At 58.2% G+C, this 24,881-nt stretch carries 24 protein-coding genes and 4 tRNA genes; all 28 read left to right on the forward strand.

Going from position 1 to position 24,881, the window contains the following annotated elements:
* The first annotated feature begins 185 nt into the window (after window positions 1–185).
* The 28 genes from birA (at window position 186) to rpsC (ending at window position 24,877) form a co-directional block, all read left to right on the forward strand.
* Entirely contained in the window at window positions 186–1,145 is a 960-nt protein-coding gene (gene birA / locus ACXHGZ_RS00940) for a bifunctional biotin--[acetyl-CoA-carboxylase] ligase/biotin operon repressor BirA (protein ID WP_480461972.1), read from the forward strand.
* Window positions 1,135–1,884 carry a pantothenate kinase gene (locus ACXHGZ_RS00945; protein WP_224457752.1) on the forward strand — a complete coding sequence of 250 codons (750 nt, stop codon included), beginning with the start codon at window positions 1,135–1,137 and terminating at the stop codon, window positions 1,882–1,884. The genes birA and ACXHGZ_RS00945 overlap by 11 nt, the downstream gene beginning before the upstream one ends.
* A gap of 7 nt (window positions 1,885–1,891) precedes the next feature.
* Window positions 1,892–2,317, forward strand: a complete 426-nt coding sequence (locus tag ACXHGZ_RS00950; RefSeq protein ID WP_084859031.1) for a hypothetical protein — start codon at window positions 1,892–1,894, stop codon at window positions 2,315–2,317.
* A gap of 144 nt (window positions 2,318–2,461) precedes the next feature.
* Window positions 2,462–2,546: transfer RNA gene (locus tag ACXHGZ_RS00955), tRNA-Tyr, on the forward strand.
* Window positions 2,547–2,569: 23 nt separating this feature from the next.
* Window positions 2,570–2,643 (forward strand) — tRNA-Gly (locus ACXHGZ_RS00960).
* Window positions 2,644–2,671: 28 nt separating this feature from the next.
* Window positions 2,672–2,747: transfer RNA gene (locus ACXHGZ_RS00965), tRNA-Thr, on the forward strand.
* A gap of 80 nt (window positions 2,748–2,827) precedes the next feature.
* Entirely contained in the window at window positions 2,828–4,021 is a 1,194-nt protein-coding gene (gene tuf, locus ACXHGZ_RS00970) for an elongation factor Tu (RefSeq protein WP_023382632.1), read from the forward strand.
* A 55-nt stretch (window positions 4,022–4,076) separates the two neighbouring features.
* Window positions 4,077–4,152 (forward strand) — tRNA-Trp (locus ACXHGZ_RS00975).
* A gap of 43 nt (window positions 4,153–4,195) precedes the next feature.
* Window positions 4,196–4,564: a preprotein translocase subunit SecE gene (gene secE / locus ACXHGZ_RS00980; RefSeq protein ID WP_084859382.1), complete on the forward strand. Its 369-nt coding sequence runs from the start codon at window positions 4,196–4,198 to the stop codon at window positions 4,562–4,564.
* Between the two features lie 9 nt (window positions 4,565–4,573).
* Window positions 4,574–5,107 (forward strand): transcription termination/antitermination protein NusG, encoded by a 534-nt coding sequence (gene nusG, locus ACXHGZ_RS00985; RefSeq protein WP_011531880.1) that lies wholly within the window; start codon window positions 4,574–4,576, stop codon window positions 5,105–5,107.
* Between the two features lie 119 nt (window positions 5,108–5,226).
* Window positions 5,227–5,658 (forward strand): 50S ribosomal protein L11, encoded by a 432-nt coding sequence (gene rplK, locus ACXHGZ_RS00990; RefSeq protein WP_084859380.1) that lies wholly within the window; start codon window positions 5,227–5,229, stop codon window positions 5,656–5,658.
* On the forward strand, window positions 5,658–6,353 hold the full coding sequence (gene rplA / locus ACXHGZ_RS00995) for a 50S ribosomal protein L1 (RefSeq protein ID WP_084859378.1): 696 nt from the start codon (window positions 5,658–5,660) through the stop codon (window positions 6,351–6,353). The genes rplK and rplA overlap by 1 nt, the downstream gene beginning before the upstream one ends.
* A gap of 200 nt (window positions 6,354–6,553) precedes the next feature.
* On the forward strand, window positions 6,554–7,054 hold the full coding sequence (gene rplJ, locus ACXHGZ_RS01000; protein WP_084859376.1) for a 50S ribosomal protein L10: 501 nt from the start codon (window positions 6,554–6,556) through the stop codon (window positions 7,052–7,054).
* Window positions 7,055–7,134: 80 nt separating this feature from the next.
* On the forward strand, window positions 7,135–7,506 hold the full coding sequence (gene rplL, locus ACXHGZ_RS01005; RefSeq protein WP_043215349.1) for a 50S ribosomal protein L7/L12: 372 nt from the start codon (window positions 7,135–7,137) through the stop codon (window positions 7,504–7,506).
* A gap of 220 nt (window positions 7,507–7,726) precedes the next feature.
* Window positions 7,727–11,800 (forward strand): DNA-directed RNA polymerase subunit beta, encoded by a 4,074-nt coding sequence (rpoB, locus tag ACXHGZ_RS01010; protein ID WP_084859375.1) that lies wholly within the window; start codon window positions 7,727–7,729, stop codon window positions 11,798–11,800.
* A 64-nt stretch (window positions 11,801–11,864) separates the two neighbouring features.
* Entirely contained in the window at window positions 11,865–16,064 is a 4,200-nt protein-coding gene (gene rpoC / locus ACXHGZ_RS01015; protein WP_224457757.1) for a DNA-directed RNA polymerase subunit beta', read from the forward strand.
* A gap of 210 nt (window positions 16,065–16,274) precedes the next feature.
* A complete protein-coding gene (rpsL, locus tag ACXHGZ_RS01020) occupies window positions 16,275–16,646 on the forward strand; it encodes a 30S ribosomal protein S12 (protein WP_003257088.1) in 372 nt (123 codons plus the stop codon).
* A 106-nt stretch (window positions 16,647–16,752) separates the two neighbouring features.
* Window positions 16,753–17,223: a 30S ribosomal protein S7 gene (gene rpsG / locus ACXHGZ_RS01025; protein ID WP_003246741.1), complete on the forward strand. Its 471-nt coding sequence runs from the start codon at window positions 16,753–16,755 to the stop codon at window positions 17,221–17,223.
* A 30-nt stretch (window positions 17,224–17,253) separates the two neighbouring features.
* Window positions 17,254–19,398 (forward strand): elongation factor G, encoded by a 2,145-nt coding sequence (fusA, locus tag ACXHGZ_RS01030; RefSeq protein ID WP_480461975.1) that lies wholly within the window; start codon window positions 17,254–17,256, stop codon window positions 19,396–19,398.
* Between the two features lie 30 nt (window positions 19,399–19,428).
* Entirely contained in the window at window positions 19,429–20,622 is a 1,194-nt protein-coding gene (gene tuf / locus ACXHGZ_RS01035) for an elongation factor Tu (protein WP_023382632.1), read from the forward strand.
* Between the two features lie 141 nt (window positions 20,623–20,763).
* A complete protein-coding gene (rpsJ, locus tag ACXHGZ_RS01040) occupies window positions 20,764–21,075 on the forward strand; it encodes a 30S ribosomal protein S10 (RefSeq protein ID WP_003186070.1) in 312 nt (103 codons plus the stop codon).
* A gap of 80 nt (window positions 21,076–21,155) precedes the next feature.
* Window positions 21,156–21,791 (forward strand): 50S ribosomal protein L3, encoded by a 636-nt coding sequence (gene rplC / locus ACXHGZ_RS01045; protein ID WP_043210317.1) that lies wholly within the window; start codon window positions 21,156–21,158, stop codon window positions 21,789–21,791.
* Window positions 21,792–21,803: 12 nt separating this feature from the next.
* Window positions 21,804–22,406, forward strand: coding sequence for a 50S ribosomal protein L4 (rplD, locus tag ACXHGZ_RS01050; protein WP_043210315.1), 603 nt, complete (start codon window positions 21,804–21,806; stop codon window positions 22,404–22,406).
* On the forward strand, window positions 22,403–22,702 hold the full coding sequence (rplW, locus tag ACXHGZ_RS01055) for a 50S ribosomal protein L23 (protein ID WP_003255484.1): 300 nt from the start codon (window positions 22,403–22,405) through the stop codon (window positions 22,700–22,702). Before rplD ends, rplW begins: the two co-directional genes overlap by 4 nt.
* A gap of 14 nt (window positions 22,703–22,716) precedes the next feature.
* The gene (gene rplB / locus ACXHGZ_RS01060) at window positions 22,717–23,541 is read left to right on the forward strand and encodes a 50S ribosomal protein L2 (RefSeq protein ID WP_084857313.1); all 825 of its coding nucleotides are present in this window, start codon (window positions 22,717–22,719) and stop codon (window positions 23,539–23,541) included.
* 16 nt (window positions 23,542–23,557) lie between these two features.
* Window positions 23,558–23,833 (forward strand): 30S ribosomal protein S19, encoded by a 276-nt coding sequence (gene rpsS / locus ACXHGZ_RS01065; protein ID WP_010486981.1) that lies wholly within the window; start codon window positions 23,558–23,560, stop codon window positions 23,831–23,833.
* Window positions 23,834–23,844: 11 nt separating this feature from the next.
* The gene (gene rplV / locus ACXHGZ_RS01070) at window positions 23,845–24,177 is read left to right on the forward strand and encodes a 50S ribosomal protein L22 (protein ID WP_003103908.1); all 333 of its coding nucleotides are present in this window, start codon (window positions 23,845–23,847) and stop codon (window positions 24,175–24,177) included.
* Window positions 24,178–24,190: 13 nt separating this feature from the next.
* On the forward strand, window positions 24,191–24,877 hold the full coding sequence (rpsC, locus tag ACXHGZ_RS01075) for a 30S ribosomal protein S3 (protein ID WP_003255481.1): 687 nt from the start codon (window positions 24,191–24,193) through the stop codon (window positions 24,875–24,877).
* The last annotated feature ends 4 nt before the right edge of the window (window positions 24,878–24,881 follow it).

Below are 24,881 nucleotides of genomic sequence, written 5' to 3' on the forward strand. Positions count from 1 at the left end.
CTGCGTGAGCAGGTAGGGGTTTTGTCTTTCCGCTCGTTAAAACTGTGGGCGCGGGATGGGGCGCTCATAGAAGACGCCTCGAAAAAATCATCTTCATCCCTATGGCTCCCGGATTGCCGCCTTTTCCTATGCAAGCCCCCTGACGCGTCGCTATCATGCCAGCCTTATTCCTGGTCGAGACTGGCATGCTGAAGTTGTTGAATCTCCTCAAGGATGGCCGGTTCCATTCGGGCCAAGCCCTGGGGGAAGCACTGGGGGTGAGTCGCAGCGCCGTGTGGAAGCAGCTGCAACACCTGGAAAGCGAATTAAACCTTGTTATCCACAAGGTGCGCGGTCGTGGCTATCAATTGGCCGCACCGCTTACCCTGCTCGACTCGCAATCGATCACCGATTATGCGCACGGAGAAGCTTGGCCGCTCGTGATCCATGACACCATCGATTCGACCAATGCCGAAGCCCTGCGCTTGATCGGTGAAGGGCGGTCTGCACCGTTCGTTGTGTTGGCCGAGCGTCAGAGCGCGGGTCGGGGTAGGCGAGGTCGCCAGTGGATAAGTCCGTTCGCTGAAAATCTCTATTACAGCCTGGTACTGCGGGTGGATGGCGGCATGCGTCAGCTCGAAGGCCTGAGTTTGGTCGTTGGCCTAGCTGTCATGCGCACCCTCCAGGGGTTTGGCTTGGTGGGGGTCGGGTTGAAGTGGCCCAATGACCTATTGGTTGGTCAGCAAAAGATCGCGGGTATCCTCTTGGAGCTGGTGGGAGATCCTGCAGATGTCTGCCACGTCGTGCTGGGTATTGGCATCAATGTGAATATGCAGGTCAATGACCAGGTTGATCAGCAATGGACGTCAATGAGGCGTGAGGCCGGGATAATGGTCGATCGTAATCGTCTCGTCGCACAGCTTAACCAGCAACTGCAGCATGAGCTGGCTCGCCATCGTCGCTACGGTTTCGCGGCATTCCAGGAAGAGTGGGAGCAGGCGAACCTTTGGCAAGGGCGAACGGTATCGCTTGTTGCGGGTAACAACCGTATCGATGGTGTGGTGCTTGGGGTTGACGGGCAGGGCGCCCTGCGTCTTGAGGTCGATGGCGTGGAAAAGAGCTTCAGTGCAGGAGAGCTCAGTTTGAGGTTGCGTGATGATTCTTGAGCTCGATTGCGGTAACAGCTTTATCAAGTGGCGGGTGATCCACGCCAGCGATGCAACCATCGTCGGCGGTGGCATCGTCGACTCAGACCAGGCATTGTTGGTTCAGGTCGCTGGATTGCCCGGCCAGCGGCTGACTGGCTGCCGCATGGTGAGCGTGCGCAGCGAAGATGAAACCGATGTGCTTTGCGCGCTACTGGAACAGCGTTTCGGTGTGCGGGTGCAGGTTGCTCATCCCGCCCAGGAAATGGCAGGCGTGCGTAACGGATATGACGACTACCAGCGCCTGGGCATGGATCGTTGGCTTGCCGCATTGGGTGCTTACCACCTGGCGAAAGGCGCCTGCCTTGTGATCGATCTGGGAACGGCGGCCAAGGCGGACTTCGTGGCTGCTGACGGTCAGCACCTCGGTGGGTACATCTGCCCAGGCATGCCGCTGATGCGCAGCCAACTGCGTACGCATACCCGTAGGATCCGTTACGACGATGCATCAGCGGAGCGCGCCTTGAGCAGCCTGGCTCCTGGGCATTCTACTGTTGAAGCGGTCGAGCGAGGTTGCGTATTGATGTTGCAAGGCTTTGCTCGTACGCAGATCGAGCAGGCGCGTGCGTTGTGGGGGGATGCGTTCTCCGTATTCCTTACCGGCGGTGATGCGCCCCTGGTGCAAGAGTCGGTCCCGCAGGCTCGGGTAATACCCGACCTGGTCTTCGTCGGCCTGGCCATGGCCTGTCCATTGGATTGAGGTGCCTATGCGTTGGTTGTTTCTGCTGTTGGTGGTGCTCAATGTCGTCTATTACGTCTGGCATCAGCAGGAAGCGCCGCTGAAGGCCAAGGAAGTGGCCCCTCTTTCTCTCTATAAAGGTAACCAGCAGGAGATTCGCCTGTTGCGTGAGACCGGAGCCTCTGCGCCGGCCAGGCGCCGTGAGGAGTGCCTGGTGGTAGGTGGGCTGGCGACCCAGGAACAGCTTGGCGCTCTGCGTCAGCGCCTGGTGAGCCTGGATATCGCTACAGTGCCGGTGGCGGGGCAGCTGCCCGGGGCAGAGGGGCGCTGGTTGAAGGTGGCTGCTGAAAGCGAGCGTTTGCTGGACTCTGCAGTCCTTTCCAGTCTTTCCAAGGATTTCAAAGACTTAAAACACAAAATTATTTTGTGCGAGGGTATTGCAACTGCCGAATAGCTTGATAGAATGGCGCCCGCTTCGCAGGGAACACCACTGAGGTGGTAGAACCGGAAGCTGTTGTCAAAGTAGCTAACCTCAAGATTTTAATGAGAAAAAGCTTGACAACAGGACGGCAAGAGTTGAAAATGCCGCCCACACTTAGGAGGGGTTCCCGAGTGGCCAAAGGGATCAGACTGTAAATCTGACGTCTACGACTTCGAAGGTTCGAATCCTTCCCCCTCCACCAGTTTAGCGAGAGCCGCAAGCTCCGCGGGTATAGTTTAGTGGTAGAACCTCAGCCTTCCAAGCTGATGATGCGGGTTCGATTCCCGCTACCCGCTCCAAGTTTGCTGTTATTGCAAAAAGCGTTTCGCTCTTGTAGCTCAGTTGGTAGAGCACACCCTTGGTAAGGGTGAGGTCAGCGGTTCAAGTCCGCTCAAGAGCTCCATATAAACAAGGCAGATATGAAAATATCTGCCTTTGTTTTATCAGTAGCAATGACTATTTCTTCTGCGGAGGACTGTATCGATGGCTAAGGAAAAGTTTGATCGTTCCCTTCCCCACGTTAACGTCGGCACCATCGGCCACGTTGACCACGGTAAGACCACTCTGACCGCAGCTCTGACTCGCGTCTGCTCCGAAGTTTTCGGTTCGGCAGTCGTTGAGTTCGACAAGATCGACTCGGCTCCGGAAGAAAAAGCGCGCGGTATCACCATCAACACCGCTCACGTCGAGTACAACTCGAACATTCGTCACTACGCTCACGTTGACTGCCCAGGTCACGCTGACTACGTGAAGAACATGATCACCGGTGCTGCCCAGATGGACGGCGCGATCCTGGTTTGCTCGGCTGCCGATGGTCCGATGCCACAAACCCGTGAGCACATCCTGCTGTCCCGTCAGGTTGGCGTTCCTTACATCGTGGTCTTCCTGAACAAGGCTGACCTGGTAGACGACGCTGAGCTGCTGGAACTGGTCGAGATGGAAGTTCGCGACCTGCTGTCCACCTACGACTTCCCAGGCGACGACACTCCGATCATCATCGGTTCGGCTCGTATGGCCCTGGAAGGCAAAGACGACAACGAAATGGGTACTACCGCTGTCAAGAAGCTGGTAGAAACTCTGGATGCCTACATCCCTGAGCCAGTTCGTGCCGTTGACCAGCCGTTCCTGATGCCGATCGAAGACGTCTTCTCGATCTCGGGTCGTGGTACCGTTGTTACCGGTCGTATCGAGCGTGGTATCGTCCGCGTTCAGGATCCGCTGGAAATCGTTGGTCTGCGTGAAACCTCCACCACCACCTGCACCGGTGTTGAGATGTTCCGCAAGCTGCTGGACGAAGGCCGTGCTGGCGAGAACTGCGGCGTTCTGCTGCGTGGTACCAAGCGTGACGACGTTGAGCGTGGCCAGGTTCTGGTCAAGCCAGGTTCGGTCAAGCCGCACACCAAGTTCACCGCAGAAGTCTACGTTCTGTCGAAGGAAGAAGGCGGTCGTCACACTCCGTTCTTCAAAGGCTACCGTCCTCAGTTCTACTTCCGTACCACTGACGTGACCGGTAACTGCGAACTGCCGGAAGGCGTTGAAATGGTAATGCCAGGTGACAACATTCAGATGACTGTCACCCTGATCAAGACCATCGCAATGGAAGACGGTCTGCGCTTCGCTATCCGTGAAGGCGGTCGTACCGTCGGCGCCGGCGTCGTAGCAAAAATTATTGAATAAGTAGTTGATTTCTCATGATCAGGCCGGCATAATGGCCGGCCTGATACAGCGTTAAAGGTCAGTAGCTCAATTGGCAGAGCGACGGTCTCCAAAACCGTAGGTTGGGGGTTCGATTCCCTCCTGACCTGCCATTCACCTCGGTGTGATGGCTTTCTTCTCACAGGATCCTCCTCGATGACTCCCAAAACTGAAGCCCAAGAATCGCGTTTTGATCTGTTCAAGTGGCTGGCTGTTGTAGTATTGGTGGTCGTTGGTGTTGTGGGTAATCAGTATTATTCCGCAGCTCCAATCCTGTATCGCGTCCTTGCACTTCTCGCCCTGGCTGCCGTTGCAGGCTTCGTTGCCTTGCAGACTGCGAAGGGTAAGTCGTTCTTTGCGTTGGCGAAGGAAGCTCGTGCCGAGATCCGTAAAGTCGTGTGGCCGACCCGCCAGGAAACCACTCAGACCACGCTTATCGTAGTGGTTGTTGTGCTGGTTATGGCGCTGCTGCTGTGGGGTCTTGATTCCCTGCTCGGCTGGGCGGTCTCCTTGATTGTTGGCTAAGGGTGTCCCGTGGCTAAGCGTTGGTACGTTGTGCATGCTTACTCGGGTTACGAGAAGCATGTCATGCGCTCTCTGATTGAGCGCGTCAAGCTGGCTGGCATGGAAGATGAATTCGGCGAGATCCTGGTCCCGACCGAAGAAGTCGTCGAAATGCGTAACGGCCAGAAGCGCAAGAGCGAGCGCAAGTTCTTCCCTGGCTATGTATTGGTCCAGATGGAAATGAACGAAGGGACTTGGCACCTTGTCAAGGACACCCCTCGTGTCATGGGTTTCATTGGTGGTACCGCAGACAAGCCTGCGCCGATCACCGATAAAGAGGCTGAAGCTATCCTGCGTCGCGTCGCTGACGGCAGTGACAAGCCGAAGCCCAAGACGCTGTTCGAGCCGGGTGAAGTGGTTCGCGTCATTGACGGTCCCTTCGCTGATTTCAACGGCAGTGTCGAAGAAGTTAACTACGAAAAGAGCCGGCTGCAGGTTGCAGTGCTCATTTTCGGTCGCTCTACTCCGGTAGAGCTCGAGTTCAGCCAGGTCGAGAAGGTCTAGGCGAACGACGCATCCCATACCCCGCAGCCCTATGTGCTGCGGGGTTTTGTCGTCACTGGGATAAAACGCAAGTCATACGGGGAGCCATCTGGCGTTCGTACCCGATTTTGGAGTAGCTCATGGCTAAGAAGATTCAGGCTTACATCAAGCTGCAAGTTAAGGCCGGCCAGGCCAACCCAAGCCCACCCGTCGGTCCAGCACTGGGTCAGCACGGCGTGAACATCATGGAATTCTGCAAGGCCTTCAACGCCCGTACTCAGGGTCAAGAGCCAGGTCTGCCGACTCCCGTGATCATCACTGTCTACAGTGACCGTAGCTTCACCTTCGAAACCAAGAGCACCCCTGCCTCGGTTCTGCTGAAGAAAGCTGCTGGCCTGGCTAGCGGTTCGGCTCGTCCGAACACCGTCAAGGTCGGTACCGTTACCCGTGCTCAGCTGGAAGAGATCGCCAAGACCAAGCAGGCTGATCTGACTGCCGCTGACCTGGATGCAGCTGTGCGCACCATCGCCGGCTCTGCCCGCAGCATGGGCCTGAACGTGGAGGGTGTGTAATGGCTAAGCTGACTAAGCGCCAAAAGGCTATCGCCGAGAAAATCGAAGCAGGCAAGGCCTACAACTTCGAAGAGGCCGCAAACCTGCTGGCTTCGCTGCCGGCTGCCAAGTTTGTCGAGTCTTACGACATCGCCGTCAACCTCGGTGTTGACCCGCGTAAATCCGACCAGGTCGTTCGCAGCGCTACCGTGCTGCCGCACGGCACCGGCAAGACCGTTCGCGTTGCCGTCTTCACCCAGGGCCCGGCTGCTGAAGCTGCTCTGGCTGCCGGCGCTGATCGCGTAGGTATGGACGATCTGGCTGCCGAAATGAAAGGCGGCGACCTGAACTATGACGTCGTCATCGCATCGCCTGATGCCATGCGCGTTGTGGGTCAACTGGGCCAGGTCCTGGGTCCTCGTGGCCTGATGCCAAACCCGAAAGTAGGTACTGTAACTCCAGACGTAGCCGGCGCCGTCAAGAACGCCAAGGCTGGTCAGGTTCGCTACCGTACCGACAAGAACGGTATCATCCACACCTCCGTTGGTAAGGTCGGCTTCGAAGCTGGCAAGCTGAAGGAAAACGTTGAAGCCCTGATCGCCGATCTGAAGCGTATCAAGCCGGCTTCCTCGAAAGGTATCTACGTCAAGCGCGTAACCCTGAGCACCACCATGGGCCCAGGTCTGATCATCGATCAGAGCTCGCTGAACGTGTAATGCTCGGCCGGTGCGGCCTTGTCCGCACCGGCTGCTGAAAATTGGGGTCCCTGCCTGGCGGGGGCTATCCAAGACCGTAGGCGGCGCAAGCCTTAAACCACAAGCCTACGCAGATGGTGCTCCCGATTCGTTACCGAATCAGACACCAAAACGACATCCGGCCTCGGTTGGATGAAACGGTAAAAACCAGGAGTAAACCCGTGGCAATTAAACTCGAAGACAAGAAGGCCATCGTCGCTGAAGTCAACGAGGCTGCCAAAGTCGCTCTGTCCGCTGTCGTGGCCGATGCCCGTGGTGTGACTGTAGGCGCAATGACCGGACTCCGTAAAGAGGCCCGCGAAGCTGGCGTTTACGTACGTGTCGTACGTAACACCCTGCTCAAGCGCGCTGTTGAAGGCACCGAGTACTCGGTCCTCAACGACGCGTTCAAAGGCCCGACCCTGATCGCTTTCTCCAATGAACACCCGGGCGCTGCTGCTCGTCTGTTCAAAGAGTTCGCCAAGGGTCAGGACAAGTTCGAGATCAAGGCAGCTGCGTTTGACGGCAAGTTCCTTGCCGCTAACCAGATCGACGTGCTGGCAACTCTGCCAACTCGCGACGAGGCTATCGCACAGCTGATGAGCGTGATCCAAGGTGCAACCAGCAAGCTGGCTCGTACCCTGGCTGCTCTGCGCGACCAGAAAGAAGCCGCTGCAGCCTAAGGCCGCGTAGTCTCTTTCGAAATCAAACGTTTAATTTGATGGCCGCGTAGGCTGTCACCCCAATACAGGAATTCATAGTCATGTCTCTGACTAACGAGCAAATCATCGAAGCGATCGGCCAGAAAACCGTTCTGGAAATTGTTGAACTGATCAAAGCGATGGAAGAAACCTTCGGCGTTACCGCTGCTGCCGCCGTTGCTGCTGCCCCTGCTGGTGGCGCTGCTGCCGCTGCTGAAGAGCAGACCGAGTTCAACGTCGTTCTGGCCGAAGCTGGCGACAAGAAGGTCAACGTGATCAAGGCCGTTCGTGAACTGACCGGTCTGGGCCTGAAAGAAGCCAAAGAGAAAGTTGACGGCGCTCCTGCTGTGATCGCTGAAGGCGTTTCGAAAGAAGCTGCTGAAGACGCCAAGAAGAAGCTGGAAGAAGCAGGCGCTAAAGTCGAGCTGAAGTAATTTCGACTTTGCGACTCCAGCCCAAGCGTTGAGCGAAAGGCTGACGGCTGGTGGCTTATGCCACCGGCCTTTTTCCGTTATTGGTGGCCGATCAGGTCGGCCCCGATAACGTGCTGCAAGAACACCCAAGAGGGTGTGCAAACCATGGGGTTTGCAGATTTTCTGGCTGCTCCCGCTCGGGGGGAGCCAAACAAGCAGGTGACCAAGCTGGGGAACGCTGATGGCTTACTCATACACTGAGAAAAAACGTATCCGCAAGGACTTTAGCAAGTTGCCGGACGTCATGGATGTGCCTTACCTCCTGGCCATCCAGCTGGATTCGTATCGCGAATTCCTGCAGGCGGGAGCATCCAAGGATCAGTTCCGCGACGTCGGCCTGCACGCGGCCTTCAAATCGGTATTCCCGATCATCAGCTACTCCGGCAATGCTGCCCTGGAGTACGTCGGCTATCGCCTGGGCGAGCCGGCCTTCGATGTGAAGGAATGTGTCCTGCGTGGCGTGACGTTCGCTGTCCCGCTGCGTGTGAAGGTGCGCCTGATCATCTTCGACAAGGAATCGTCGAACAAAGCGATCAAGGACATCAAAGAGCAAGAAGTCTACATGGGTGAAATCCCCCTGATGACTGAAAACGGTACCTTCGTTATCAACGGTACCGAGCGTGTTATCGTTTCCCAGCTGCACCGCTCGCCAGGTGTGTTCTTCGACCACGACCGTGGCAAGACCCACAGCTCCGGCAAGCTGCTGTACTCCGCCCGCATCATTCCTTACCGCGGTTCCTGGCTGGACTTCGAGTTCGACCCGAAGGACTGCGTGTTCGTGCGTATCGACCGTCGCCGCAAGCTGCCGGCTTCGGTGCTGCTGCGTGCCCTGGGCTACAGCACCGAGGAAATCCTCAACACCTTCTACACCACCAACGTGTTCCACGTTTCCGGCGAAAAACTGAGCCTGGAGCTGGTTCCTCAGCGTCTGCGTGGTGAAGTCGCGGTCATGGACATCCATGACGGCAGCGGCAAGGTCATCGTCGAGCAGGGCCGCCGTATTACCGCGCGCCACATCAACCAGCTCGAGAAGGCCGGCGTCAAGCAGTTGGACGTTCCAATGGAATACGTCCTGGGCCGTACCACCGCCAAGGCCATCGTGCATCCAGCCACCGGTGAGATCCTGGCCGAGTGCAACACCGAGCTGACCACCGAGCTGCTGATCAAGGTCGCCAAGGCGCAGGTCGTGCGCATCGAGACCCTGTACACCAACGACATCGACTGCGGTCCGTTCATCTCCGATACCCTGAAGATCGACACCACCAGCAACCAGCTGGAGGCCTTGGTCGAAATCTACCGCATGATGCGCCCAGGCGAGCCGCCAACCAAGGATGCCGCCGAGACCCTGTTCAACAACCTGTTCTTCAGCGCCGAGCGTTACGACCTGTCCGCCGTGGGCCGCATGAAGTTCAACCGTCGTATCGGTCGTACCGAGATCGAAGGTTCGGGCGTGCTGAGCAAGGAAGACATCGTCGACGTATTGAAGACCTTGGTCGACATCCGTAACGGCAAGGGCATCGTCGATGACATCGACCACCTGGGTAACCGTCGCGTCCGTTGTGTCGGCGAGATGGCCGAGAACCAGTTCCGCGTTGGCCTGGTGCGCGTAGAGCGTGCGGTCAAGGAACGCCTCTCGATGGCTGAAAGCGAAGGCCTGATGCCGCAGGACCTGATCAACGCCAAGCCGGTTGCGGCGGCGGTGAAGGAGTTCTTCGGTTCCAGCCAGCTCTCGCAGTTCATGGACCAGAACAACCCGCTCTCCGAGATCACCCACAAGCGTCGTGTCTCCGCACTCGGCCCAGGCGGTCTGACCCGTGAGCGTGCTGGCTTCGAGGTTCGTGACGTACACCCGACCCACTATGGCCGCGTGTGCCCGATCGAAACCCCTGAAGGTCCGAACATCGGTCTGATCAACTCCCTGGCGGCCTACGCCCGCACCAACCAGTACGGCTTCCTGGAAAGCCCGTACCGCGTGGTGAAAGAAGGTGTGGTCACCGACGAGATCGTCTTCCTGTCCGCCATCGAAGAAGCCGATCACGTGATCGCCCAGGCCTCGGCCGCGATGAACGAGAAGAAGCAGCTTGTCGATGAGCTGGTAGCGGTCCGTCACCTGAACGAATTCACCGTCAAGGCGCCGGAAGACGTCACCCTGATGGACGTTTCGCCGAAGCAGGTTGTCTCCGTCGCTGCCTCGCTGATCCCGTTCCTCGAGCACGACGACGCCAACCGTGCCTTGATGGGTTCGAACATGCAGCGTCAGGCCGTTCCGACCCTGCGCGCCGACAAGCCGCTGGTAGGTACCGGCATGGAGCGCAACGTCGCCCGTGACTCCGGCGTCTGCGTCGTGGCCCGTCGTGGCGGCGTGATCGACTCGGTCGACGCCAGCCGTATCGTGGTTCGCGTGGCCGACGATGAAGTCGAGACCGGCGAAGCAGGTGTGGATATCTACAACCTGACCAAGTACACCCGTTCGAACCAGAACACCTGCATCAACCAGCGTCCGCTGGTGAGCAAGGGTGATGTGGTCGCGCGTGGCGACATCATGGCCGACGGCCCGTCCACCGACATGGGTGAATTGGCGCTGGGTCAGAACATGCGCATCGCGTTCATGGCGTGGAACGGCTTCAACTTCGAAGACTCCATCTGCCTGTCCGAGCGTGTGGTCCAGGAAGATCGCTTCACCACCATCCACATCCAGGAACTGACCTGTGTGGCGCGTGACACCAAGCTTGGCCCAGAGGAAATCACCGCGGACATCCCGAACGTGGGTGAGGCTGCGCTGAACAAGCTGGACGAAGCCGGTATCGTCTACGTAGGTGCCGAAGTCGGCGCTGGCGACATCCTGGTCGGCAAGGTCACTCCGAAAGGCGAGACCCAGCTGACGCCGGAAGAAAAACTGCTGCGCGCCATCTTCGGTGAGAAGGCCAGCGACGTTAAGGACACCTCCCTGCGAGTGCCGACCGGTACCAAGGGCACCGTCATCGACGTCCAGGTCTTCACCCGTGACGGCGTCGAGCGCGACAGCCGCGCCCTGGCCATCGAGAAGATGCAGCTGGACGAGATCCGCAAGGACCTCAACGAAGAGTTCCGCATCGTCGAGGGCGCGACCTTCGAACGTCTGCGTGCAGCCCTGAACGGCCAGGTTGTCGACGGTGGTGCGGGCCTGAAGAAAGGCACCGTTATCACTGACGAAGTCCTGAACGGTCTGGAGCACGGCCAGTGGTTCAAGCTGCGCATGGCTGAAGATGCACTGAACGAGCAGTTGGAAAAGGCTCAGCAGTACATCGTCGATCGCCGTCGCCTGCTGGACGACAAGTTCGAAGACAAGAAGCGCAAGCTGCAGCAAGGCGATGACCTGGCTCCAGGCGTACTGAAGATCGTCAAGGTCTACCTGGCTATCCGCCGTCGCATCCAGCCGGGTGACAAGATGGCCGGTCGTCACGGTAACAAGGGTGTGGTCTCGGTGATCATGCCGGTTGAAGACATGCCGCACGATGCCAACGGTACTCCGGTCGACGTCGTTCTGAACCCGCTGGGCGTACCTTCGCGTATGAACGTCGGTCAGATCCTTGAAACCCACCTCGGCCTCGCGGCCAAGGGCCTGGGCGAGAAGATCGATCGCATGATCGAAGAGCAGCGCAAGGCCGCTGAGCTGCGCAGCTTCCTGACCGAGGTCTACAACGAGATCGGCGGTCGCCAGGAAAACCTGGACGAGTTCTCGGACGAAGAGATCCTCGCCCTGGCCAACAACCTGAAGAAAGGCGTGCCAATGGCTACCCCGGTCTTCGATGGTGCCAAGGAGCGCGAGATCAAGGCCATGCTGAAGCTGGCCGACATGCCTGAGAGCGGCCAGATGGTCCTGTTCGACGGCCGTACCGGCAACAAGTTCGAGCGTCCTGTAACCGTGGGTTACATGTACATGCTCAAGCTGAACCACTTGGTGGACGACAAGATGCACGCGCGTTCCACTGGTTCGTACAGCCTGGTTACCCAGCAGCCGCTGGGTGGTAAGGCGCAGTTCGGTGGTCAGCGTTTCGGGGAGATGGAAGTGTGGGCGCTGGAAGCATACGGCGCGGCATACACCCTGCAAGAAATGCTCACAGTGAAGTCGGACGACGTGAACGGCCGTACCAAGATGTACAAGAACATCGTGGATGGCGATCACCGTATGGAGCCGGGCATGCCCGAGTCCTTCAACGTGTTGATCAAAGAGATCCGTTCGCTCGGTATCGATATCGATCTGGAAACCGAATAACACGTGACGCGAAGGGGAGCGGGGCAGGTAATGCCCGCTTCCTGCTCCGCCAGGAGGAAAGGCCTTGAAAGACCTACTGAATTTGCTGAAAAACCAGGGTCAAGTCGAAGAGTTCGACGCTATCCGCATCGGTCTGGCGTCGCCTGAGATGATCCGTTCGTGGTCGTTCGGTGAAGTTAAGAAGCCGGAAACCATCAACTACCGTACGTTCAAACCTGAGCGTGACGGCCTGTTCTGCGCCAAGATCTTTGGCCCAGTCAAGGATTACGAGTGCCTGTGCGGTAAGTACAAGCGCCTCAAGCACCGCGGTGTGATCTGTGAGAAGTGCGGCGTTGAAGTCGCCCTGGCCAAGGTTCGTCGTGAGCGCATGGCGCACATCGAGCTGGCCTCGCCGGTTGCCCACATCTGGTTCCTGAAGTCGCTGCCGTCCCGTATCGGCCTGCTGATGGACATGACCCTGCGTGACATCGAGCGCGTGCTCTACTTCGAGAGCTATGTCGTTATCGATCCGGGCATGACTACCCTGGAAAAGGGCCAGCTGCTGAACGACGAGCAATATTTCGAAGCGCTGGAAGAGTTCGGTGACGACTTCGACGCCCGCATGGGTGCCGAGGCTGTCCGCGAGCTGCTGCATGCTATCGACCTGGAGCACGAGATTGGCCGCCTGCGCGAAGAGATTCCGCAGACCAACTCGGAAACCAAGATCAAGAAGCTGTCCAAGCGCCTGAAGCTGATGGAAGCTTTCCAGGGCTCGGGCAACCTGCCTGAGTGGATGGTCCTGACCGTTCTGCCGGTTCTGCCGCCAGACCTGCGTCCGCTGGTTCCGCTGGATGGTGGTCGCTTCGCGACTTCCGACCTGAACGACCTGTACCGCCGGGTGATCAACCGTAACAACCGTCTGAAGCGCCTGCTGGACCTGTCGGCGCCGGACATCATCGTGCGCAACGAAAAGCGCATGCTGCAGGAAGCGGTCGACGCCCTGCTGGACAACGGCCGTCGCGGTCGCGCCATCACCGGCTCGAACAAGCGTCCGCTGAAGTCCCTGGCCGACATGATCAAAGGTAAGCAGGGTCGCTTCCGTCAGAACCTGCTCGGTAAGCGCGTGGACTACTCCGGTCGTTCGGTTATTACCGTAGGCCCGACCCTGCGCCTGCACCAGTGCGGTCTGCCGAAGAAGATGGCCCTGGAGCTGTTCAAGCCGTTCATTTTCGGCAAGCTGGAAATGCGTGGTCTGGCGACCACCATCAAGGCCGCCAAGAAGATGGTCGAGCGCGAGCTGCCTGAGGTCTGGGACGTCCTGGCCGAGGTGATCCGCGAACACCCCGTACTGCTCAACCGTGCGCCGACCCTCCACCGTCTGGGTATCCAGGCGTTCGAGCCGGTGTTGATCGAAGGCAAGGCAATCCAGCTGCACCCATTGGTGTGTGCTGCGTACAACGCCGACTTCGACGGTGACCAGATGGCCGTTCACGTGCCGCTGACGCTGGAAGCCCAGCTCGAAGCGCGCGCGCTGATGATGTCGACCAACAACATCCTGTCGCCTGCCAACGGCGAGCCGATCATCGTTCCTTCGCAGGACGTGGTTCTGGGTCTGTACTACATGACCCGTGAAGCCATCAACGCCAAGGGCGAAGGTCGTGTGTTCGCTGACCTGCAGGAAGTCGACCGCGTATTCCGCGCCGGCGAGGCTGCCCTGCACGCGAAGATCAAGGTCCGTATCAACGAGACTGTGAAGGAGCGCGACGGCAGCATCACCAAGAACACCCGTATCGTCGACACCACCGTCGGCCGTGCGCTGCTGTTCCAAGTCGTGCCTGCCGGCCTGCCGTTCGACGTCGTCAACCAGTCGATGAAGAAAAAGGCGATCTCCAAACTGATCAACCAGTGCTATCGCGTGGTGGGTCTGAAGGAAACCGTCATCTTCGCCGACCAGCTGATGTACACCGGCTTTGCTTATTCGACCATTTCCGGCGTATCGATCGGTGTTAACGACTTCGTTATCCCGGACGAGAAGGCCCGCATCATCGGTACCGCTACCGACGAAGTGAAGGAAATCGAGAGCCAGTACGCCTCCGGCCTGGTAACCCAGGGCGAGAAGTACAACAAGGTCATCGACTTGTGGTCCAAGGCGAACGACGAAGTGTCCAAGGCGATGATGGCCAACCTCTCGAAAGAGAAGGTCATCGACCGCGAAGGCAATGAAGTCGAGCAGGAATCCTTCAACTCGATGTATATGATGGCTGACTCCGGTGCGCGGGGTTCCGCGGCCCAGATCCGTCAGCTGGCCGGTATGCGTGGCCTGATGGCCAAGCCGGACGGCTCCATCATCGAGACGCCGATCACTGCGAACTTCCGTGAAGGTCTGAGCGTTCTGCAGTACTTCATCTCGACCCACGGTGCTCGTAAAGGTCTGGCGGATACCGCGCTGAAGACCGCGAACTCCGGTTACCTGACCCGTCGTCTGGTCGACGTGGCCCAGGATTTGGTGGTGACCGAGATCGACTGCGGCACCGACCAGGGTCTGGTCATGACCCCGCACATCGAAGGCGGCGACGTTGTCGAGCCGCTGGGTGAGCGCGTATTGGGTCGTGTCATCGCCCGTGACGTGTTCAAGCCGGGTACCGAAGACGTCATCGTTCCGGCCGGTACGCTGGTCGACGAGAAGTGGGTCGAGTTCATCGAACTGAACAGCATCGACGAAGTGGTCGTGCGTTCGCCGATCAGCTGCGAAACCCGCTACGGCATCTGCGCCAAGTGCTACGGTCGTGACCTGGCTCGCGGTCACCAGGTGAACATCGGTGAGGCTGTCGGCGTTATCGCTGCCCAGTCGATCGGTGAGCCGGGTACCCAGCTGACCATGCGTACCTTCCACATCGGTGGTGCTGCAAGCCGTACCTCGGCTGCCGACAGCGTCCAGGTGAAGAACGGCGGCATGGTGCGTTTGCACAACCTCAAGCAGGTCGAGCGCGCCGATGGCAACCTGGTTGCCGTATCGCGTTCTGGCGAGCTGGCCATTGCCGACGAGTTCGGCCGTGAGCGTGAGCGCTACAAGCTGCCGTACGGTGCGGTCATTTCGGTCAAGGAAGGTGAGAAGGTCGAAGCTGGCGCCATCGTCGCCAAGTGGGACCCGCACACCCACCCGATCGTGACCGAGCTGAAAGGTACCGTGACCTTCGTGGGCATGGAAGAAGGCATCACCATCAAGCGTCAGACCGACGAGTTGACCGGCCTGACCAACATCGAAGTGATGGACGTCAAGGATCGCCCTGCCGCAGGCAAGGAAATCCGTCCTGCGATCAAGATGGTCGACGCCGCTGGCAAGGACCTGTACCTGCCAGGTACCGATGTACCTGCCCAGTACTTCCTGCCGGCCAACGCCCTCGTCGGTGTGGCTGACGGTGCACAGATCGGTGTGGGTGACGTTATCGCGCGTATTCCGCAGGAAACGTCCAAGACCCGTGACATCACCGGTGGTCTGCCGCGCGTTGCCGACCTGTTCGAAGCGCGTCGTCCGAAGGAAGCGTCGATCCTGGCTGAAGTCAGCGGCACCATTGCCTTCGGTAAAGAGACCAAGGGCAAGCGTCGCCTGGTCATCACCCCGACCGATGGCAGCGATCCGTACGAAGAGCTGATTCCGAAGTGGCGCCACCTGAACGTCTTCGAAGGCGAACAGGTAAACCGCGGCGAAGTCATCTCCGACGGCCCGAGCGATCCGCACGACATCCTGCGCCTGCTGGGTGTGAGCGCGCTGGCCAAGTACATCGTCAACGAGATCCAGGACGTTTACCGCCTGCAGGGCGTGAAGATCAACGACAAGCACATCGAGACCATCCTGCGTCAGATGCTGCGTAAGGTTGAGATCACCGAGTCCGGCGATTCCAGCTTCATCAAGGGCGACCAGATGGAACTGACCCAGGTGCTGGTCGAGAACGAGCGTCTCGCCGCCGAGGACAAGTTCGTCTCGAAGTTCTCGCGTGTACTGCTGGGTATCACCAAGGCCTCGCTGTCGACCGAATCGTTCATCTCCGCGGCTTCCTTCCAGGAAACCACCCGCGTGCTGACCGAGGCGGCCGTCACCGGCAAGCGCGACTACCTGCGCGGTCTGAAGGAAAACGTGGTCGTGGGTCGTCTGATCCCGGCCGGTACCGGTCTGGCCTACCACAGCGAGCGTAAGCGTCGCCGTGATGCCGACAAGCCGCTGCGTGTGAGCGCCAGTGAGGTGGAAGCCGCACTGACCGAAGCGCTGAACTCCAGCGGTAACTAAGAACAGGGCAGGGCCCCGGTTCATCCTGCAGGGCATCGGTGACATGAATTGTTGCCGATGACCGGGCGAGGAGGGCCGGGGCCTCGTCTTGACTGGGTGCAAGATCCTCTTTAGACTTTTGTACCCTTAAATTTGGTGAGGCTCCGTCTCGCCAATTTTTGGCTTTCTTGCAAGACAATAGCGTCGCAAGACAATCAGTGGAGCTAGTAGATGGCAACTATCAACCAGCTGGTACGTCAGCCGCGTAAGCGTACCGTCGAGAAATCCGACGTACCTGCGCTGCAGAACTGCCCGCAGCGTCGTGGCGTGTGCACCCGCGTGTACACCACCACGCCGAAAAAACCTAACTCGGCACTGCGTAAAGTATGCCGTGTGCGTCTGACCAACGGTTTCGAGGTTTCCTCGTACATCGGTGGTGAAGGCCACAACCTGCAAGAGCACAGCGTCGTCCTGATCCGTGGCGGCCGTGTAAAAGACTTGCCAGGTGTTCGTTACCACACCGTTCGCGGTTCTCTGGATACTTCGGGCGTCAAAGGCCGTAACCAGGGTCGTTCCAAGTACGGTACCAAGCGTCCGAAGTAATCGGCCGTTTGCAGACATCCAATTTTTTGAGTCGATAAGAGTAAGGTCGGGCAGGGGTCGAAGACCCGCGTCCCGGGCTAACCTGAAGACCGTTTGAGGGCTTATCATGCCAAGACGTCGTGTAGCAGCAAAACGTGAGATCCTGGACGATCCGAAGTACGGATCCCAGATCCTCGCCAAGTTCATGAACCACGTGATGGAAAGCGGCAAGAAGGCCGTAGCCGAGCGCATCGTTTACGGTGCCCTGGATACTGTCAAAGCACGCAAGAACAGCGACCCCCTGGAAATCTTCGAGAAAGCTCTCGACGCCATCGCTCCGCTGGTCGAAGTAAAGTCCCGCCGTGTCGGCGGTGCCACTTACCAGGTTCCGGTTGAAGTTCGTCCGTCCCGTCGTAACGCTCTGGCAATGCGCTGGCTCGTAGACTACGCCCGCAAGCGCGGCGAGAAGTCCATGGCCCTGCGCCTGGCTGGTGAACTGCTGGATGCTGCTGAAGGCAAGGGTGCTGCAGTCAAGAAGCGTGAAGACGTGCACCGTATGGCCGAAGCCAACAAGGCGTTCTCGCACTACCGCTTCTAATTCAAGCATCAATTTTTTTGCGAGGGCTTTATGGCTCGTACTACAGCTATTAACCGCTACCGTAACATCGGTATCTGCGCGCACGTCGATGCGGGCAAGACTACCACTACCGAGCGGATCCTGTTCTACACAGGTCTGAGCCACAAGATGGGCGAGGTGCATGATGGCGCCGCGACCACTGACTGGATGGTGCAGGAGCAGGAGCGCGGTATCACCATTACCTCCGCTGCCGTTACCACCTTCTGGAAAGGCTCCCGTGGTCAGTACGACAACTACCGCGTAAACGTCATCGATACCCCCGGCCACGTTGACTTCACCATTGAAGTAGAGCGTTCGCTGCGTGTACTCGACGGCGCGGTCGTCGTATTCTGCGGTACCTCCGGCGTTGAGCCGCAGTCCGAAACCGTATGGCGTCAGGCCAACAAGTACGGCGTTCCACGTGTTGTCTACGTGAACAAGATGGACCGTGCCGGTGCCAACTTCCTGCGCGTTGTCGGCCAGATCAAGAACCGCCTGGGTCACACCCCGGTTCCAATCCAGCTGGCTATCGGCGCCGAGGACAACTTCCAGGGTCAGGTCGACCTGATCAAGATGAAAGCCATCTACTGGAACGAAGACGACAAAGGCACCACCTATCGCGAGGAAGAAATTCCTGCCGATATGCTGGAGTTGGCTGAAGAGTGGCGCGCCAAGATGGTCGAGTCCGCTGCCGAAGCCAACGAAGAGCTGATGAACAAGTACCTTGAAGAAGGTGACCTGTCCGTCGAAGAGATCAAGGCTGGTCTGCGCGCCCGTACCCTGGCGAGCGAGATCGTTCCTGCTGTCTGCGGCTCCTCGTTCAAGAACAAGGGTGTTCCCCTGGTTCTCGACGCCGTCATCGACTTCCTGCCTGCTCCGACCGAAATTCCGGCCATCCAGGGTATCAACCCGGATGACAAGGATCTGGCCAAGGACGATCCTGCCGTTCGTCACGACGAGCGTCATGCCGACGACAACGAGCCGTTCTCGGCTCTGGCGTTCAAGATCGCTACCGACCCGTTCGTAGGTACCCTGACCTTCGTTCGCGTGTACTCGGGCGTTCTGAGCTCCGGTGACTCGGTCATCAACTCGGTCAAAGGCAAGAAAGAGCGCGTTGGTCGTATGGTGCAGATGCACGCCAACCAGCGTGAAGAGATCAAGGAAGTACGCGCTGGCGACATCGCGGCCCTGATCGGCATGAAGGACGTGACCACGGGTGAAACCCTGTGCGACGCCGACAAGCCAATCATCCTCGAGCGTATGGACTTCCCAGAGCCGGTGATCTCGCTGTCTGTTGAGCCGAAGACCAAGCAAGACCAGGAAAAGATGGGTATCGCGCTGGGCAAGCTGGCCCAGGAAGACCCGTCGTTCCGCGTCAAGACCGACGAAGAAACCGGCCAGACCATCATCTCCGGTATGGGTGAGCTGCACCTGGACATCATCGTTGACCGCATGAAGCGCGAATTCAACGTTGAGGCCAACATCGGCAAGCCGCAGGTTTCGTACCGCGAGAAGATCACCAAGTCCAACGTCGAGATCGAAGGCAAGTTCGTTCGTCAGTCGGGTGGTCGTGGTCAGTTCGGTCACTGCTGGATCCGCTTCTCCGAGCCGGACCAGGATGACAAGGGCAACATCACCGAAGGCCTGGTCTTCACCAACGAAGTCGTTGGCGGTGTGGTTCCGAAGGAATACATCCCGGCGATCCAGAAGGGTATCGAAGAGCAGATGAAGAACGGCGTTGTTGCCGGCTATCCTCTGATCGGCCTGAAGGCTACCGTGTTCGACGGTTCGTACCACGACGTCGACTCCAACGAGATGGCGTTCAAGATCGCGGCCTCCATGGCGACCAAGCAGCTGGCTCAGAAGGGCGGCGGTGTTGTGCTTGAACCGATCATGAAGGTTGAGGTAGTAACCCCTGAGGATTACATGGGTGACGTGATGGGTGACCTGAACCGTCGTCGTGGTCTGATCCAGGGTATGGATGACTCGGTCTCCGGCAAGGTTATCCGTGCAGAAGTCCCGCTGGGAGAAATGTTCGGTTATGCGACCGACGTCCGTTCCATGTCTCAGGGTCGCGCAAGCTACTCCATGGAATTCTCCAAGTACTCCGAAGCTCCGTCGAACATCGTCGAAGCACTCGTTAAAAAACAAGGCTAATCCAGCCCTTTAGGCAAGAGGTTCACTGTCGTGGCTAAAGAAAAATTTGATCGTTCCCTTCCCCACGTTAACGTCGGCACCATCGGCCACGTTGACCACGGTAAGACCACTCTGACCGCAGCTCTGACTCGCGTCTGCTCCGAAGTTTTCGGTTCGGCAGTCGTTGAGTTCGACAAGATCGACTCGGCTCCGGAAGAAAAAGCGCGCGGTATCACCATCAACACCGCTCACGTCGAGTACAACTCGAACATTCGTCACTACGCTCACGTTGACTGCCCAGGTCACGCTGACTACGTGAAGAACATGATCACCGGTGCTGCCCAGATGGACGGCGCGATCCTGGTTTGCTCGGCTGCCGATGGTCCGATGCCACAAACCCGTGAGCACATCCTGCTGTCCCGTCAGGTTGGCGTTCCTTACATCGTGGTCTTCCTGAACAAGGCTGACCTGGTAGACGACGCTGAGCTGCTGGAACTGGTCGAGATGGAAGTTCGCGACCTGCTGTCCACCTACGACTTCCCAGGCGACGACACTCCGATCATCATCGGTTCGGCTCGTATGGCCCTGGAAGGCAAAGACGACAACGAAATGGGTACTACCGCTGTCAAGAAGCTGGTAGAAACTCTGGATGCCTACATCCCTGAGCCAGTTCGTGCCGTTGACCAGCCGTTCCTGATGCCGATCGAAGACGTCTTCTCGATCTCGGGTCGTGGTACCGTTGTTACCGGTCGTATCGAGCGTGGTATCGTCCGCGTTCAGGATCCGCTGGAAATCGTTGGTCTGCGTGAAACCTCCACCACCACCTGCACCGGTGTTGAGATGTTCCGCAAGCTGCTGGACGAAGGCCGTGCTGGCGAGAACTGCGGCGTTCTGCTGCGTGGTACCAAGCGTGACGACGTTGAGCGTGGCCAGGTTCTGGTCAAGCCAGGTTCGGTCAAGCCGCACACCAAGTTCACCGCAGAGGTCTACGTTCTGTCGAAGGAAGAAGGCGGTCGTCACACTCCGTTCTTCAAAGGCTACCGTCCTCAGTTCTACTTCCGTACCACTGACGTGACCGGTAACTGCGAACTGCCGGAAGGCGTTGAAATGGTAATGCCAGGTGACAACATTCAGATGACTGTCACCCTGATCAAGACCATCGCAATGGAAGACGGTCTGCGCTTCGCTATCCGTGAAGGCGGTCGTACCGTCGGCGCCGGCGTCGTAGCCAAAATCATCGAGTAATCACTCGGTCGATTGAAAAAGCCCCCGCTCAGCGGGGGCTTTTTTTATTGGGTTGACACTAAATGGGGGCGTCTATAGAATCACGCCTCCTTTTAACGGGCGTAGTGCGCCCGATGGGAACAGCCTGGAGTCTGAAATCCAATGCAAAATCAGCAAATCCGTATCAGGTTGAAGGCTTTTGACCATCGCCTGATCGACCAATCCACCCAGGAAATCGTGGAAACCGCGAAACGTACTGGTGCACAAGTGCGTGGTCCAATTCCACTGCCAACCCGCAAAGAGCGTTTCACCGTTCTGGTTTCCCCGCACGTCAACAAAGACGCGCGTGACCAGTACGAGATTCGCACTCATAAGCGTGTTCTGGACATCGTCCAGCCGACGGATAAAACCGTTGACGCGCTGATGAAGCTTGATCTCGCGGCAGGCGTGGAAGTACAGATCAGCCTCGGCTAAGACTTCGGTCTGGTCGTGTAACGCTCTGAAATGGGCGGCCATAGCGGGTGAAAGCCCCGTACACTCATGAGGTTTACAACATGACTATTGGTGTAGTCGGTCGTAAGTGCGGCATGACCCGCATTTTCACCGAAGAAGGTGTCTCCATTCCGGTCACGGTCATCGAGATCGAGCCGAATCGCGTCACCCAGTTCAAAACTGAAGAAACCGATGGCTACCGTGCAGTGCAAGTCACTGTCGGCGAGCGTCGTGCTTCGCGCGTGACTGCCGCTCAGGCAGGTCACTTCGCCAAGGCTAACGTTGCCGCTGGTCGCGGTGTTTGGGAGTTCCGTCTTGAAGAAGGCGATTTCCAGGCTGGCGATCTGATCAAAGCTGAACTCTTCACTGCAGGCCAGCTGGTAGACGTAACCGGTCAGTCCAAAGGTAAAGGCTTCGCCGGTACCATCAAGCGTTGGAACTTCCGTGGTCAGGACAACACCCACGGTAACTCCGTATCGCACCGTGTCCCTGGCTCCATCGGCCAGTGCCAGACTCCTGGTCGTGTATTCAAGGGCAAGAAGATGTCCGGTCACATGGGCGCCGAGCGCGTGACTGTTCAGTCCCTGGAAGTAGTACGCGTAGACGCAGAACGCAACCTGCTGCTGGTCAAGGGTGCCGTTCCAGGCGCTACTGGCGGCGACGTGGTTGTGCGTCCAGCTGTCAAGGCTCGCGGTTAAGGGGAAACTGACATGCAACTCAATGTAAATGACGCTCAGGCGATCGAAGTTTCCGAACTGACTTTCGGTGGCGAATTCAACGAGACGCTGGTACACCAAGCAGTCGTGGCCTACATGGCCGGCGGCCGTCAGGGCACCAAGCAGCAGAAGACCCGTTCCGACGTGGCTGGTGGCGGTAAGCGCCCATGGCGTCAGAAGGGCACCGGCCGTGCTCGTGCCGGTACCACTCGTGGCCCGATCTGGCGCGGCGGTGGTGTCACCTTCGCAGCTCGTCCTCAGGACCACTCGCAGAAGCTCAACAAGAAGATGTACCGCGCAGCTCTGCGCTCCATCCTCTCCGAGCTGGTACGTAGCGAGCGCCTGGTCGTAGTTCAGGACTTCGCAGTCGAAGCCCCGAAGACCAAGGACCTGCTGAACAAGCTGAACGGCATGGGTCTGAACGACGTACTGATCGTTTCCGACGCCGTTGATCAGAACCTGTACCTGGCTGCTCGTAACCTGCCGCACGTCGACGTACGTGACGTTCAGGGTTCCGATCCGGTCAGTCTGATCGCATACGAGAAAGTGTTGATCACTGTCTCGGCCGTGAAGAAATTCGAGGAGCTGCTGGGATGAACCAGGAACGCGTATTTAAAGTCCTCCTTGGCCCGCACGTTTCCGAGAAGGCTACCGTTCTGGCTGAGAAGAAAGGCCAGTTCGTATTCAAGGTTGCTACCGATGCAACCAAGCTGGAAATCAAGAAAGCTGTCGAAGGCCTGTTCAACGTAAAAGTTGAAAACGTGTCGACCGTCAACGTCCTGGGTAAAACCAAGCGTACCGCACGTGGTCTGGGCAAGCGTAATGACTGGAAGAAGGCGATCGTCTCCCTTCAGCCAGGCCAAGATCTCGATTTCAGCAGCAGTGCTGAGTAAGGAAGGGGTGCATCATGGCAATCGTTAAATGCAAACCGACTTCCCCTGGCCGCCGTTTCGTGGTCAAGGTGGTCAACAAGGAGCTGCACAAAGGCGCTCCTCACGCACCGCTGATCGAGAAGAAATCGAAGTCTGGTGGTCGTAACAACAATGGCCGCATCACCACTCGTCACGTTGGTGGTGGTCATAAGCAGCATTACCGTCTGGTCGACTTCCGTCGCAACGACAAAGATGGCATTCCAGCCACTGTCGAGCGTATCGAATACGACCCGAACCGTACTGCTCACATCGCCCTGCTGTGCTACGCAGACGGCGAGCGTCGCTACATCATCGCCCCTAAAGGCGTTGTTGCCGGCGACCAGCTGATCGCAGGTGCCCTGGCCCCAATCAAGGCCGGTAACACCCTGCAACTGCGCAACATCCCAGTAGGTAGCACCATTCACGGCATCGAACTGAAGCCGGGCAAGGGTGCACAGATCGCTCGTTCCGCTGGTGCCTCGGCTCAGCTGATCGCTCGTGAAGGCGCTTACGTGACCCTGCGTCTGCGCTCTGGTGAAATGCGTAAAGTACTGGCTGAGTGCCGTGCGACCCTGGGCGAAGTCTCGAACTCCGAGCACAGCCTGCGTTCGCTGGGTAAAGCAGGTGCTAAACGCTGGCGCGGCGTTCGCCCAACCGTTCGTGGTGTTGCCATGAACCCGGTTGACCACCCACATGGTGGTGGTGAAGGTCGTACCTCCGGTGGTCGTCATCCGGTATCGCCATGGGGCTTCCCGACCAAGGGTGCGAAGACCCGTGGTAATAAGCGTACCGACAACATGATCGTCCGTCGTCGCAAGTAACTAGAGGGATACGACAGTGCCACGTTCTCTGAAAAAAGGTCCTTTTATCGATCTTCACCTTCTGAAGAAGATCGAAGTGGCGGTGGAGAAGAACGATCGCAAGCCAGTTAAAACCTGGTCGCGCCGTTCGATGATCCTGCCACAAATGGTCGGTCTGACCATCGCGGTACACAACGGTCGCCAGCATGTCCCCGTTCTCGTGAACGAAGACATGGTCGGCCACAAACTGGGCGAGTTCGCCGGTACCCGCACCTATCGCGGGCACGTGGCTGACAAGAAAGCCAAGCGTTAAGGGGTAAGGAAATGGAAGTAGCCGCTAAGTTGTCGGGCGCTCGAATCTCCGCCCAGAAAGCCCGCTTGGTCGCCGACCAGATCCGCGGGAAGAAGGTGGGCGAAGCGCTCAACCTGTTGGCCTTCAGCAGCAAAAAAGCCGCTGAAATCATGAAGAAAGTCCTCGAGTCGGCCGTTGCCAACGCCGAACACAACGAAGGCGCAGACGTTGATGACCTGAAGGTCTCCACCGTCTTCGTCAACGAAGGGCGTTCGCTGAAGCGCATCATGCCGCGTGCCAAAGGCCGCGCTGATCGCATCGTCAAGCGGTCTTGCCATATCACTGTCAAGGTTGCGGACAAGTAACGGAGTCGATCAGATGGGTCAGAAAGTACATCCCACTGGCATTCGCCTGGGAATCGTCAAGGAGCACACCTCCGTCTGGTATGCAGACGGCGCTACTTACGCAGATTACCTGTTGAAGGATCTGAAAACGCGTGAGTACCTCCAGGACAAACTAAAAAGCGCGTCCGTAAGCCGTATCGATATTCATCGTCCGGCTCAAACTGCACGCATCACCATCCACACCGCTCGTCCCGGTATCGTTATCGGTAAGAAAGGTGAGGACGTTGAGAAGCTGCGTCAGGACCTGACCAAGCAGATGGGTGTGCCTGTGCACATCAACATCGAAGAGATCCGCAAGCCGGAACTCGACGCTATGCTGGTTGCCCAGAGCGTAGCTCAGCAGCTGGAGCGCCGCGTAATGTTCCGTCGCGCCATGAAGCGCGCCGTACAGAACGCCATGCGTATTGGTGCCAAGGGCATCAAGATCCAGGTGAGCGGTCGTCTCGGCGGTGCCGAGATCGCACGTACCGAGTGGTATCGCGAAGGTCGTGTGCCCCTGCACACCCTGCGTGCCGATATCGACTACAACACCTACGAAGCTCACACCACCTACGGTGTGATCGGTGTGAAGGTTTGGATCTTCAAAGGCGAAGTGATTGGTGGTCGCCAGGAAGAGCTGAAGCCGCAAGCACCAGCGCCTCGTAAAAAAGCTGCTAAGTAAGGGG

It is taken from the genome of Pseudomonas shiyinii, from assembly GCF_056725765.1.